This is a genomic window from Streptomyces sp. NBC_01257 (assembly GCF_035917255.1).
In the GTDB taxonomy this organism is placed as follows: domain Bacteria; phylum Actinomycetota; class Actinomycetes; order Streptomycetales; family Streptomycetaceae; genus Streptomyces.
This window is the reverse complement of record NZ_CP108472.1, coordinates 411,821-426,190: the sequence shown is the minus strand read 5'-3', so window position 1 is coordinate 426,190 and position 14,370 is coordinate 411,821. Positions and strand designations below refer to the sequence as shown.

At 74.6% G+C, this 14,370-nt stretch carries 6 protein-coding genes; all 6 read left to right on the top strand.

Going from position 1 to position 14,370, the window contains the following annotated elements:
• The first annotated feature begins 324 nt into the window (after positions 1-324).
• Positions 325-1,185, top strand: a complete 861-nt coding sequence (locus tag OG408_RS01840; RefSeq protein ID WP_285563929.1) for a DUF4132 domain-containing protein — start codon at positions 325-327, stop codon at positions 1,183-1,185.
• A complete protein-coding gene (locus tag OG408_RS01835) occupies positions 1,182-6,371 on the top strand; it encodes a hypothetical protein (RefSeq protein WP_326667724.1) in 5,190 nt (1,729 codons plus the stop codon). The genes OG408_RS01840 and OG408_RS01835 overlap by 4 nt, the downstream gene beginning before the upstream one ends.
• Positions 6,368-7,591: an ATP-binding protein gene (locus OG408_RS01830; RefSeq protein WP_326667723.1), complete on the top strand. Its 1,224-nt coding sequence runs from the start codon at positions 6,368-6,370 to the stop codon at positions 7,589-7,591. Before OG408_RS01835 ends, OG408_RS01830 begins: the two co-directional genes overlap by 4 nt.
• A 231-nt stretch (positions 7,592-7,822) precedes the next feature.
• Positions 7,823-11,806 (top strand): DUF5682 family protein, encoded by a 3,984-nt coding sequence (locus OG408_RS01825; protein ID WP_442805996.1) that lies wholly within the window; start codon positions 7,823-7,825, stop codon positions 11,804-11,806.
• The gene (locus tag OG408_RS01820) at positions 11,803-13,686 is read left to right on the top strand and encodes a hypothetical protein (protein WP_326667720.1); all 1,884 of its coding nucleotides are present in this window, start codon (positions 11,803-11,805) and stop codon (positions 13,684-13,686) included. The genes OG408_RS01825 and OG408_RS01820 overlap by 4 nt, the downstream gene beginning before the upstream one ends.
• A 187-nt stretch (positions 13,687-13,873) precedes the next feature.
• The gene (locus OG408_RS01815; RefSeq protein WP_326667718.1) at positions 13,874-14,254 is read left to right on the top strand and encodes an FKBP-type peptidyl-prolyl cis-trans isomerase; all 381 of its coding nucleotides are present in this window, start codon (positions 13,874-13,876) and stop codon (positions 14,252-14,254) included.
• Positions 14,255-14,370 lie beyond the last annotated feature (116 nt).

Below are 14,370 nucleotides of genomic sequence, written 5' to 3'. Positions count from 1 at the left end.
CGCCATAAAAGCGATAGAGCAATGGGCATGTCAATGGAGTGCGCAGCCTTCATCACTTGAAGGCGTATCGCCCGGCCGGGGCGCCGGAGACGGGGCGGACCGTTCCGGCAGTGGGCGAGGTGATCGCGGGCCGTGGCGGGACGGCGGGCGGGGCAGGACGTCCCCTTCGGGGTCCGGCCCGTACGGCGAAGCGGAGGGGCCCGACCTCATTGTCACTGGCGGCGCCTAGAGTCTTTTTCACTCGTCACGGTGCGTTGCCGCCGGCGGGTCTCATCAGCGTGCCGCCGGTTCGACGGCCGCTCGGATCAATGGGGAGAACAGCGCATGGGGTGGGTTCCGGCGGGCGACTACGAAGTCGCTCTGGAAGCGGGCAAGGTGGTCTGCCGCAACGGGAAGGGACGGCGGCTGAAGTCGGTTCCGGCCAAACTGAAGGAGGACCCGGCGGTCGTCGGGCTCCGGCAGTTGACCGAGTGGCTGGAGCGGCACGAGCACCAGTGCCTGACCGACGTCGAGCAGTGGATGGTGCGTTCGCTGCCCGTCCCCACGGCGGTGCTCGCCCGCGTCTGGCCCGATCCGGCGTGGCAGGCGGCTCTGCGGGACGTGGTCGTCACGGGTGCGGACGGCGGGGTCGCCGGGTTCCTGCGCGACGTCGACCCGGACCGCGGTCTCGGGCTCGTCGACCTGGACGGCGACACGGTCCGCATCACCCCGGACGTCGTCAGCGTGCCTCACCCGGTCCTCCTCGACGACCTCGACGAGCTGCGGGAGTTCGCGGTCGAACTGGGAGTCAGCCAGAACGTGGAGCAGTTGTTCCGCGAGGTGTGGCGCCGCCCGCCGGGCCTCGCCCCCGACACCACATCCGTGGACACGTATGCCGGCGGCGTGTTCAAGGAACTGCGCTTCCTGCACGGCCGCGTCACCCAACTCGGATACCGGTCGCGCGGCGGATACGCGGTCTGCCCGGTCGTCGAGGACGGCGCCACCACCGAGGCACGTATCTGGATCGGTGAGCACGACGGGTACGACGCGTACGACACCGAGACGGGCCCCCTGGGCTGGACCGACCCCTCGGGGCGCGCGCTGACAGCCGCCGAGGTCGGCCCCGTCACGTGGTCCGAGGGCATGCGCATGGCGGCGGCGCTCTACGCCGGCCGCGACGTGGAGAACGAGGAGCGGGCGGCATGAGCACCACGACGACGAACACCAACACGGACCCGACGGCCGTCGACGCGACGCCCCTTCCCGCCCAGGCCCGGGGAAGGAGCACCTCCGCCCACGCCGACGAGGCCCGTGCGGCGGCCCTGCTCGACGCGGGCACGATCCTCCCGGCCGGCACCACCGACCGGGACGACGCCGACGCGCTGACCGCCCGCACCTACACGCACACCGCCCTCGGCGACCGCCCCGTGGTCCGGCTCGTGCCCGGCACCCTCGGCGAAGCGGAGGACCTGGCCCTGGAGTTCCTCGGGCTGGCCCGGACCGCCGAGGCCCCCGTCGTCGGCCAGGTGCGCCGCGAGACGCTGGGCTTCCCGGCCTGGGCGCTGGTCAACGACCCGGCCAACGGGCACCACGCCCTCGCCCTGGTCAAGGACATCGAGCGGCTGGGCCGGCAGGCCAAGACCCGCGCCGGAGCGGCCAAGGAGGGCTTCGACGCGCTCGGCGTCCGCCTCGGCCGTGCCGTGCCCCACTTCCTCCCCACCTACTACGAGCAGGTGGCGCGCCTCTTCCTCCTGGCTGAGAACACCACCTACGCCGCGTCCTTCTTCGGCAAGGCCCGCGAGGCCGAGCGGGTGCACGGGCTGGTCGTGGACGAGGACCGGCAGCGGGCCGTCTTCCTGGAGTTCGCCTTCGCCGGCGCACTGACCGTCAAGGCACTGCGCCAGTACGTACGGGACCTGGTGGCCCGGCTCGCCCCGGCTGACGCCTGGGCTCAGTTCCGCCGTCTGCTCGTCGAGCGCTGCGCGGCCGGCATGCCGCCGTACGCGGCGCTGCCGCAGGACGTGCGCGCGCTGGTCAAGGCCGCCGGACTGGACCGCGAGGCCGCCGAACGCGATCTGGTGGCCGATCTGATCGGCTCCCCGGGAGTCGTCCGCGCCCCCGCCTCGTTCTGGACGGCCTACCGTTCCGCGCTCATCGCCCTGGCCCGACGGGACGTGGCCGTGCGGGCCAGGCTCCTCGGCTTCTTCCCGGAGACCTTCAGCGAGGGCCACGGGGAGAAGGCCGGTGAATCCGACTGGCTGGCGTTGCTGGCCGAGTCCGGCGCCGAGGACCTGCTGACAGCTCTCCCGGACAACATCCCTTCGGACTCCGCGGCCCCCGCCGACCCGACCGTCTCCCCGGCGGACTGGCTCGCCCGCTGGGAGGCACACCGCCGGCGCAACCGGGTCACCTCGGGCCGCAGCCGGCAGACCCTCGACCTGGTGGCCCGGATGGCGGACCGGCTGCGCGCCGACGGACGCCCCGTCGAGCTGTTCCAGGGCCGCTGGCAGCGCAATGCCGACCTGGACCTTCTCGACCTCTGCCTGGCCTCCGGTGTCCCCGTCGCCGAGCCGGACGACCAGGACGCGGGCAATGCGCGGTCCAACGGCTTCTCGTTGGGCCCATGGCTCACCGACACCGTGCCCGGAGCGCGGGACCTTACCGCCGTCGCCGGCCGGCCGGTCTTCCGCGCCCTTCTCCTCGGCAACGTCGGCGGCCTCGGCGACGGGCACGGCCAGCGCCTGAGCGACGCCGGCATGGCGAAGCTTGCGGCACATCCGGTGCTCTCCGGAATCCTGCGGGAGTGGCTGACCACCTGCGCCCAGGAGTACACGGCCGCACGAGGACTCCCCGGGCTGCGCACCGCCCTCCACAGGCTCTCGGCGTTCCGCGGTGTGATCGCGGACGTCGCCCCGGAAGCCGTGCGGCTCCTCAAGGCCCACGACGTCGTGCCGCTGCTCGCCTCCACCCTGCGCACCGGCGTCCTCGACGAACTGGGCTGGCCCGCGCTCGACGAGGCCTACGCCGAACTGGCCGCCGAGGCCGCCGCCTCCACACGTCAGCGGCACCACCGGTCGGAGAGCGTCGGCGTCACCGGCGCCTGGCCCGCACTGATCCTGAACACGCCCGAACGGGCCGTCGTCGTCGGCCCGGAAGGTGTGCTGCTGCGGCACACCCTGCGGCTGCCCGCCAGCTCCGACCAATGGCGGACTCCCGCCTTCCGTTACGTCGACGGCGAGTTGCTGGTCATCTGGTGGGAGGACGGCAAGCAGTCCGGCTACTGGTCGCACCGCCCGGCCGACGTGTTCACCGTCGGCGGTGACCAGATCCCGCGCTGGGGCGGCTCCGGCCCCTCGGACGAGGTCTGCCTGCCGCTGCCCGGTGGCGGCCGCGCGACCGGCGGCAAGGCGCTCCACGCGGGCGACACCTCCCTCCCGGCCCAGCGCGCCGTCATCTCCGACGGCACCGGTCACTGGCGGGAGGGCCACCAGGGCACCCAGCAGGTATGGCTGGAGTACGACCCGGTCAGCGGCACGCACGGCCGCTCCTCCCTGCCCGGCTTCCTCCGCTCCGGGGTGCGGGACGGCACCCGGCTGCTCACCGACCGCTGCCAGGTGCTGCCGCTCCAGCCCGGTCTGGAGGCCACCCCGTTCGGCACGGACGGCGCGGTCCTCGGCCGCTGGGTCCGCCGCACGGTCACCGAGCCCGGCACCGCCGACCCCGCCGACGGCCACCGGATCGTCGCCGGCACCCCCGACGGCCACACGGTCACCCTGCCGTACCCGCTGCCCGGCGGCGGCTCCCCGGTGCCGCTCGGCGGCCTCACGCTCCCCGGCGGGTCACGGCCGGTCATGGCCCTGAACCACCGCTCCGTCGAAGCGCACCCGTCGGACGCGGACGGCACCGGTGGCCGCCTGTGGTCCGTCTCCCTCGACTCCTCCGGTGGCAACGACGCTGCGGGCACGCCCTACGTGCCTCCCATGGCCTACTGGCACGCCCTGCGCCCGAGGGACGAGAGGGGCTCCCGCGCCCTGCGGGACCTGACGGACTCCCGGGCGGGGGAGCTGTTCAAGCAGGTCGCCGCCGAGGTCGCCCGGCACTGGGAGGCCTACCGGGCTGTCGAGGAGTACACCGGGCCCTCGGCACAGGAGCTGAGTCAGGTGGCGGTCGCCCGGGTGCTGCCCGAGGTGACCGACGCCCAACTCCTCGCAGGCGTCACCGCGCTCGTCCGGAGCGCGGTGGACCGGGCTGTCTCGGCCGCCCAGTACCTGGAGCCGCCCAAGCCCGTGGAGCCGGCCACGCCCCGGAACACCGCGCGCACCAAGGGCATGTTCTTCGAGCACGAACCCGAGCACGCCGACGACACGACCCTGCAGACCGCCTCCGCGTGGAACTCCGAGCGGATGCACGGCGGCTGGTGGGGTGCCGGGAGACGATGGACCGTGATCCGGCAGATCCTCGCCGTCAACCATGTCCTCGCCGGCGAGCCGGCGTTCGGCCCGCCCATCCCGTCCAAGGTTCCGTTCACCCCGGTGGACGGCTGGCAGCGAGACGAGTACACCGTGCCCGGTGACTTCGTGAGCTGGCCTTCCCTCCTCGACTGCCTGCCCGAACTGGCCTACCGCGCAGCCTCCCCGACCACTTCCCCCGAGCACCGCGCGGGCCTCCTCGTGCTGCTGGAGACCCTCGCCGCGGGGCCGCTGGCCGACCCGGCGGGCACGGTCCGGCAGGTGGAACTCATCGAACCGTTCCCCGCAGGGAACGCGGCGACGGGACGCCAGGACGCCGTGCACCGCCTCGGCCAGGTGCTGCGCAAGGGCACCCGCACCGTCGTCGTCATCGCCAGCCGTGGCCGGAACTACTACTACGGCGACGCGGCTCGCTGGCTCGCCCTGGACCACGACCCGACCGGCGCCTTCGGTCCCCTCCCCGGCTTCACCCTGGACCACGAACACGTGCACCGGCAGGGCATCGCCCGCGACCGGCTCAGCCGGATCGTCGCCCTGGTAAGGGAGCAGGGTCCGGCACCTTGGCGCCCGGAGGCCGCCGAAGCGTTCGACTCCGCCACCGGAATCGGATCCCTCCAATCCGCCGCCCTGCTGTCGGCAGCCGTCGAGGAGCCAGGCGCCGAGGCGCTCGCACTGCTGGGGACGAAGACACGTGCCTTCGAGGCGACCCTGGCCAGGCTCAACTCCCTGCCCCGCGACGACCGGCACGCCCTGATCCGGGCACTGCTGCCGGCAGATCCAGCCGAGCTGTGGTCCACGGGCCCCGATGTCCGGGCCGCCGCCGAGGTCTGGCAGGAGCGCCTGGCCTCCCTCGTCCGCGTCCCCGAGGAAATGGACCTGGACCTGTCGGGCACCGGCTCCGGCGCCGTCGACCTGATCCTCAACACGGGCTCCCGGACCTGGCTCGCCCACGGCACCGCCGTCCAGGACGGCACCGGCCGCCCCGGCCTGCTCCAAGTGAGCGCACGTGGCGCGGTCTTCTCAGCCCTGACCGCGCTGAACACTCTCGCCTACACGCTGCCGTACGGACACCCCCTGCGGGCACACCTGCCCGTCGGACTCGCGGCCCTGCGCAGCCGCCTCGCCGACCCGGACCTGGTGCTGGACCTCGGTCTGGAGTGGACCGAATCGGGGAGCTCGATCGGCCCCGCGGTCCGCGCCGCCCACGGGCTGCCCGAATCCGGCGGCGCCGACGCCGACGGCCTGGTCCGGGCCGGTACGGCACTGCTCCTCGCCCCCGGCCACGGCGACAACGAGAAACTGCTGATCCGTCCGGCCGGTCTGACCGGGCCCGAAGACCCGGCGTTCGGCCTGGTCGAGGGCACCGCCGGTGGTCACGGCAGCGGCGATCTGCTCGCGCTGCGCACCCTGCTGGGCGAGGGGACCGAGGCGTTGGCCGCGGCGGGCACCCCGGACGGCTCCCCGCACTATCCGGCCCAGGACCCGACGCGCGCGGTGCCGGACCTGGTGACCGAGGCCGCCGACACCCTCGGCCTGAGTGCGGACGCCGCCGCTCTCTACCTGATGCTGCTCACTCTGCCCGACCCGACGGACCGCAACTGCGTCCGCTGGACCGAGTGGAAGCCGGCCCGGGTCAAGAAGGCCCGGGCGGAACTCGTCGCCACCGACCTCGTCGTGGAGGCGAAGCGCTCCCGCGCCGGCCGCACCCTGTTCCTCCCCTGCGGCTGGCTCGAACGCGGCGCCCCCGGACTGCCGCTGGAGACCTGGAAGGAAGGCCTGTACCCCGTGGCCGGATCCACCCGGACCATGCCACCCCTCCCCGTGCCCGCACTGTTCGCAGCCGCCTGGGGACGGGTCCGTGGCGGCGACGCCCCCGCCTTCGAAGAACTGGAAACCCGCGCCACCCGGAAGGGCCGCCGATGACGAACGACATCACGACCACCTTGGACGGCACCGCCGCGGTCGGCGACCCGGACCGGGCCGCGGCGCCCGGCCGCGCGCCCCGCCAGGTCACACCGCCCGAGGACCGGTACGCCACCGAGCTTGCCTTCCTCGCCGCCCACGACTCCGGGCCCCGCCCACCCGGCTGGCTGCTCACCCCGCGTGCCGTCGTCACCTTCGTGATGGGCAGCGCGGGCGAGGCACTGAGCCTGCCGAAGGACGCCCGGCCCGGATCCGGGGTGCCGCCCCGCCTGGTGATCGAGCAGAAGTTCGTCGGCGAACGCGCCCTGGTCGAACGGTGCGTGGTCACCCTTGCCGGAGAGCGCGGACTCCTCCTCGTGGGCGAACCGGGCACCGCCAAGTCCATGCTCTCCGAGCTGCTGTCGGCGGCCGTCTGCGGAACCAGCGCGCTCACCGTGCAGGGCACCGCCGGAACCACCGAGGACCAGCTCAAGTACGGCTGGAACTACGCATTGCTGCTCGCCCAGGGGCCCACCGAACAGGCCCTGGTGCCCTCCCCGGTTCTCACGGCCATGACCCGGGGCGCCGTCGCCCGCGTCGAGGAGGTCACCCGCTGCCTGCCGGAGGTCCAGGACGCTCTGGTGTCACTGCTCTCCGAGCGGCGGATCGCGGTCCCCGAACTCGCGGGCAGCGAGGGCGCCCAAGTGCACGCGGCCCCCGGGTTCACCCTCATCGCCACCGCCAACCTGCGGGACAAGGGCGTCTCGGAGATGTCCGCCGCCCTCAAGCGGCGCTTCAACTTCGAGACGGTCGGCCCCATCGGGGACGTGGACGCCGAGACCGCCCTCGTCCGAAGCCAGTCGCAGGCAGCCGTCGAACGCGTGGGCGCTGCCTACCAGGTGGACGACGCGGTCCTCGAAGCCCTCGTCACCGCCTTCCGGGACCTGCGCGAGGGCCGCTCCGTGGAGGGCTGGGAGGTCGAACGCCCCTCCACGGTGATGAGCACGGCGGAGGCCGTCTCCGTCGCGGGCTCCCTGGGCCTGGCCGCCGCCTACTTCCCGGGCGACCGTGACGTGCTCTCCCTCCTGCCCGGCCACCTGCTCGGTGTCGTCCGCAAGGACGACCCCGCCGACGCGGCACGGCTGCTGGGGTACTGGGACGGTCCGGTGCGCAGGCGCGCGGAGCAGGGCTCGGCCACGTGGCGCGCCCTGTGGGATCTGCGCGCGGTGCTGGAGAGCTGACGGATGATCGAGTCGACCACTCCCGAGACGCGGCCCACAACCGAGCCACGGTCCACCGGCGAGTCACGGTCCGCTGCCGAGACGCGGCCCCCGGCCGATCGGCCGTCCGCTGCCGAGTCGCGATCCGCTGCCCAGGAGCCGCCTGCCGCTGGGGTGTTGCCCACCGCCGGTGCGTCGGCGGTGTCCTCGGCACGGGGACCGGCGGCCGGGTCCGCCACTGCGGAAGACGCGGTGGCGGACCTGGCGGCGACCGGCCCCGGGCTGCCGTTCCTGATCGGGGTGCGCCACCACGCACCCTCATTGGCGGCCGCCCTCCCGGCGCTGCTGGACGCGGCGGCCCCCGACGTCCTCCTCGTAGAACTGCCCGCCGAGTTCCAGCCCTGGCTGGGCTGGCTCGCCCACGAGGAGACCGAGGCCCCGGTGGCGCTGGCCGCCGTGCCCGCCGACGGCCCGGGGCCGGGCACGGGAGGCGAACGGGGACCGGCCTTCTACCCGTTCGCGGACTTCTCGCCGGAGCTGGTCGCTCTGCGCTGGGCGGCAGGAAACGGTGTGCCGGCCGTGGCCATCGACCTGCCGCTGGCCGACCGGGCGTGGGCGGAGGGCGGTCCGGACACCTCCGCCCCCGCCCCCGCGCCTGTCCCTGGCGCAGACTCCGCTCCCGTGCCGGGGGAGGGGCGCGGACTGTCCGCCGCGCTCCGGTCCCGGCTCACCGGCCGGGACGGCGACGACCTGTGGGACCGGCTGGTGGAGGCCCTCGCACCCGGTTCGACACCCGAGGCGCTCCGCCGTGCCGCCCTGCTGACCGGCTGGGCACTGCGGTACGAGGCCGAGGCGCTGGGCGGAGTGCAGGGCACGGACCTGGTGCGCGAGGCATGCATGCGCGGACACGTCGCCGAGGCCCTGGCGAACGGGCAGCGGCCCGCCGTGGTGGTGGGCGCCTTCCACACCCCGGCGCTCCTGCCGGCCGTCGCCGAGGCCACCCGGGGTTCGGGCCCGGTCGCGCGGGACGAGTCCGCCGCGGCGCCCGAGCCGGGCGCGGACGGTCACGTGAACGGGGCTGCGGGGGCGGGGGAGTGCACGGTCTCCCTGGTCCCGTACACGTACCCGTTGCTCGACTCACGGTCCGGCTACCCGGCCGGGATCCGGGACCCGGAGTGGCAGCACACCGTCCTGGGCGCCGCCGGGGACCCGGCGGCGCTGCACGAAGCACTGATCCGTACCGCGGTCCGCGTCTGTGCCGCGCTGCGCGAACAGGGTCACCCCTACGGCCCGGCGGAGGGCCGGGAAGTCGTCCGGGTGGCCGGTGACCTGGCACGGCTGCGCGGCCTGCCCGCCCCCGGACGCGGTGAGTTCCTGGAAGCCGTGCAGACGGTGCTGGGGCGTGGCGAGACCTACGGCACGGGCCGCGCCGTCGCCAAGGCCCTCGAACGCGTACTCGTCGGAGTCCGCACCGGACGGCCCACGCCCGCCGCTCCGCGCAGCGGACTGGGACCCGCCGTCGAGGCCGAGACCGATGCGCTCTCCCTCCCCGGCCCCGGGGACGCGCACGAGAAGGCACCGCGCGACCTCAGGCTCGACCCGGCCCGCTCCACCCTGGACCGGCGCCGCGAACTGCTGCTGCGCAGACTGACGGTGTGCGGCATCCCGTACGCGCAGGAGCAGGGGGTGACCGGCGCGGCGGGCACGGAAGGACTCACGACGCGCTGGCAGGTGCGGTGGACCCCGGCGACGGCCGCGATGCTCACCGCGGCCGGGGCCCGCGGCGTCACCCCGGCCCAGGCGGCAGCAGGACTGCTGCGACAACGGCACGCGGCCGAGCGCGCGGAGGGCGGCCCGACGGCCGCCCAGGTCGTCCGAGGCCTCACGCAGGCCGCCGAATGCGGGCTCCCCGCGCTGGCCGACGAACGGCTGGCCGAACTGGCGGCCGTACTGCCCGCGAGCGGCACCCTTCCCGAACTCCTCACCGGGCTGGACCTGCTGGACCGCATCCAGGCCGGCCATCTGCCGGGCCTGACCGAGCCAGACGGCCCCTCGGCCCCCGACGCCACGGTCTCCGATCCCGACACCACCGCCTCAGGTCTCGACGCCACGGCCTCCGGCCGCGCCGAGCGCACCGTGCACGCGGCCGAACTCCTGACCTCGGCCGCGGTCCGTCAGGTCGACGGCCTGACCGGATCCGAGGAGCCAGAGGACGCCCGCGCGCTGCTCGAACTGGCCCAGCGGGCCGACCGGTTGGGCGGCATCCGGCTCACCGCGGCCCTCGCCCGGCTGGCCGCCGACGGCACCCCGTTGATCGCCGCGGCCGCCGGGGCGGTCAGGGTGCTCACGGGTCACGACGAGGCCGAGGCCTTCGGGGGGCGAGTCGGCTCCTGGGTGGACGGAGCCGTGGACAGCGCCTCCCGGGCCGCGCTCGCCGCCCGCCTCACCGGAGTCCTGACGGTGGCGGGCCCCCTCCTGACCGTCGGCGTAGCAGCCCTTGACCCGTTGCTGCACCGGGTCGTCGAGCTGGACGACAGCGGGTTCCTGGCCCGCCTGCCGGCCCTGCGCGGTGGCTTCGACACCCTGAGCCCGGCGGCCCGGGACCGGCTGCTGGACACCGTCGAGGAGCGGCTGGGCGAACGGGTGGGCACCCTGGACGCGGACGATCCGGCCGAGCTGGCCCGCCGAACGACCGCCGACCTCGCCGCCCGCGAGCTCCTGGCCGGCCTGGGTCTGCCCGTCCCGGTACCTGCACACGAGGGCCCGGCACCTGCACACGAGGGCCCGGCTCCCGCTCTTGAAGGGCTGGTACCTGCGCATGAGGAGCCGGTACCTGCGCATGAGGAGCCGGTACCTGCGCATGAGGAGCCGGCACCTGCGCATGAGGAGCCGGTACCTGCGCATGAGGAGCCGGCACCTGCGCATGAGGAGCCGGCTCCTGCGCACGAGGGCCCGGCTCCCGCTCACGAAGACCGGTTCCGACCGCCGCCCGGCAATCCCGCCACCGCGCGCCCCATGGTCACCCCCGCCAACGCGCCATCCGCCGCAGCCACCCCCGCGCGCGCCCTCGCTCCCGCTCCCGGTATCGCACCCTCCACCCGGGCCACCCCCGCGCGGACGCTCGGCCCCGCCGACCGGTGGCGGCTCGTGCTCGGCCGACGGCCCGACCAACTGCCGTCCGGCGCCGCCCGTCTGGCGACCGCTCTGGATGAGCTCTACGGCACGGGACACGGCGAAGGGTCGCGCAGCGGTCTGCCCGGACCGGGGCACGGTTCCGGACCGCGCGGCGGCCGGGAACCGTCGTTCCCCGGCGTCCGCGAGTGGTCTGAGGAACTGGCCGCACTGTTCGGCCCCGGCGTCCGCGAGGAAGTCCTCGCCGCCGCAGCCGCGACAGGCCGACAGGACGTCCTCGCCGAACTCGACCCGGCGGCCGCCACTCCCTCCGTGGAACTGCTCAGGACGATCCTGCGGTACGCGGGCGGCCTCCCCGAAGCCCGCCTCGCGGCGCTCCGCCCCCTGGTCCGCCGCCTCGTCGACGAACTGACCCGGCAACTCGCCACCCGGCTGCGGCCCGCCCTCACCGGCACGATGTCGGCACGGCCCACCCGCCGCCCCGGCGGCCGGCTGGACCTGCCGCGCACGCTGCGCGCCAACCTGGTCACCGCCCGGCGGGCGGCGGACGGCAAGGTCCAGGTGATCCCGGAGAGGCCGGTGTTCCGCAGCCGTGCCCGGCGGTCGGCCGACTGGCGTCTGATCCTGGTCACCGACGTCTCCGGATCCATGGAGGCATCCACGATCTGGTCCGCGCTGACCGCCTCCGTGCTCGCCGGGGTGCCGACCCTGAGCACCCATTTCCTGACCTTCTCCACGGAGGTCGTCGACCTCACCGGCCATGTGCACGATCCCCTCTCCCTCCTCCTGGAGGTGAGCGTGGGCGGAGGTACGCACATCGCCGCCGGGCTGCGGCATGCCCGCAGCCTGATAACGGTGCCCGCCCGCACCCTCGTCGTCGTCATCAGCGACTTCGAGGAGGGCGCACCGCTCGGCGGACTGCTGGCCGAGGTGCGGGCCCTGGTGACCACCGGCTGCCACGTCCTCGGGTGCGCGAGTCTCGACGACGCGGGCCGTCCCCGCTACTCGACGGGCGTCGCCGGACAACTCGTGGCCGCCGGCATGCCCGTGGCAGCCCTCAGCCCACTCGAACTGGCCCGTTGGATAGGGGAGAAGACCGCATGACCGCAGACCGGCTGCCACCCGTCGCGCCGGAGGTCACGGCAACGCTGGTGGAGGAACTCTCACCCCGACTGCGCAGACGCCTGGACGCGATGGTCACCAAGCTCGCCGCACGCCCCACGCACCGCGACGGGGACACGGTGACGATCGCGGTCGACGACGACACCGAGTTGCGCCTGCACGCCCCGGGCGGTGTGGTGGCGACGGCGGACGGCATCGTCTGCGGTTGCCTCCTCGCCCCGGCCTGCGCCCACCGCGCGGCCGCCGCCTGCGCCGCCCCGACGGCGGACCCGGCACCGGAACACGCCGATCAGTCCACCCCGCCGACCCTCGAACCAGACTCCGCAACGGCCACCGCCCCTGGCCCCACCCCCGACACAGCCTCCCCGCCCGATGTGGCGAGCCCGGCCCAGCGCGCCGCGGCCGACGCCCTGTGGGCGGCGGGCGCCGCCGTGCTGGAGGCCGGCGTGGACGGGGCCGGCGCGGTCACCCAGTCGGCGCTCCTCCGCGCCGCGCACACCGCCCGGCTCCAGCAACTGCCCCGTGCCGCGGGCGCCGCGCTGTCCGTGGTGACCCTGTTGCGCGCGGCCCGCGCAGGGGACCCGTCCTACCGCACCGCCGACCTCGTCACGGCCCTGGCCGAACTCCTGGGCACCGCACACCGAGTGGGAACGGCGTCCGGCGCGGAGCTGGCCGCTGTCCGGGGCCGCGCGCGCCGCCCGTACAGCGCCGACGGCTCGCTGCGCCTGTACGGCCTGTTCACCGAACCCGTGGTCACCGACTCGGGGCACGGCGGCGTCCGTACCTGGGTCGCGGGTTCCGACGGCCGCCTCTTCACGGTCGGCGACGTGGCACCCGGCGGCGTCGGACGCGCCCTGGGCGTGGCCGACCGGGCCGTGCGGCTGGGGGACAGCGCGCTCACCCACCGGGAGCTGGGCCGGGCCGGCCTGGCGGTCTCGGGGGCGACGGTCTCGCCGGACGGCAGACTGGGCGCCGGGAAGGGCGTCAAAGCCGTGACCGCGCGGGGTGCGGCGTGGACGGAGCCGCCGCTCGCCGCCCTGTGGGACACGCCGCCGTCCGAACAGGCCGCCCGCGCCCTGCGGTCCACCTCCCGCTACGGGGACCAGGACGGCGGTGGCAGCGACTTGCTCTTCCTGGACGTCGAACTCCTCGGGGCGGTGCGGGAGTCGGGTGGCACCTGCCTGCTCGCGCGGTGCGAGGGAGGCGTTCCTGTCGCCGGTGCGCCCGCCGAGGCGTGGGTACGTCTCACCGTCGCCGACGACGATCCCGCGCTGGCCCACCGCGACAACCTGATGCTGCTGGCCACGGCACCGGGGACACGGCTGAGGATCATCGGACGGCTGGTGCCCGCTCCCCACCCCCGGCTCACCCTCCTCGCCTGCTCGCACCCCACCGGCGCGGGCACGATCGACTTCGGCCTCGACCGCCTGCGCCGCGCCGACCTCCCGGACCCGACTGCCCCCGCGCATCTCGCCCCGCCACAGCCCGGAGAGAGCGGTGCGCAGTCGCCGCTGTACCTGCTGGAGCGCCGGGTGGAACAGACGGTCCCGGCGGGCCGCGCCGCCCTCGGCATGCTCGGCGACGTCACCGCCGAGGCCCGCCGCATCCGCCGTGCGGGCCTCCCCACGGCCGCCGGACTCCTCACCGCCCTGTGCGCCTCGGCGGCCCAACGCGATCGCGACCTCTTCGGCCGCCTCCTCCCTGCCGACACCGACGGGTTCGCCACCTACTGGCTCGCGTCCGCCCGCTACACGGCCGCAGTGGCCGAGTCGCTGTGCGCGGCAGCCTGGGGCCCGGCACAGGAGGTTCCGTCCGCGGCGCCGTCCGACCTGGAACAGGAGCCACGACCAACGTACCGATGACGTAGTACGTCCAGACACGCTGAGGCCTGAGCCCTGAGCCCTGAGGCCTGAGCCCCTGTGCTCCGCGGGCTCGACGCGCTGCAGTGGACCAAGCGTTCACGGTGGCATGATGATCTACCGCGTGGAGTGTCGATGCGCCTGGCCGACCTGTATGAGGGCTCCCCGGCGGCGAGCGAATGAGGCTGCAATGAGTGACCTGACGAAGCCCGAGATCGTCGTTCCGGAGGGTGACGCTCCGACCGAGCTGACCATCCGTGACCTCGTCGTCGGGGACGGCCTTGAGGCGAAGCCGGGCAGGGTCGTCCACGTCCACTACGTCGGCGCCACCTTCGAGTCCGGGAAGGAGTTCGACGCCTCCTGGGACCGGGGCCGGCCGTTCAAGTTCGCCGTGGGCGGGGGCAGGGTCATCAAGGGCTGGGACCGCGGGGTCAGAGGGATGAAGGTCGGCGGCCGGCGCGAGATCATCGTTCCCCCGCGCCTCGGCTACGGCAACCAGTCGCCCTCGGTGTCGATCCCGGCGGGCTCGACGCTCGTCTTCGTGGTGGACCTGCTCTCCGTCGCAGTCTGAGGCCTTCCGCCACCAGGCCTCCCCGCGAGCCCGCCATGATCGGCGGGGCGGCCCCAATGCGTCACAACTGCAGCTCATGAGCGTCGGGTTGGGCCGATCTGCTTGCCCGGCCGCAT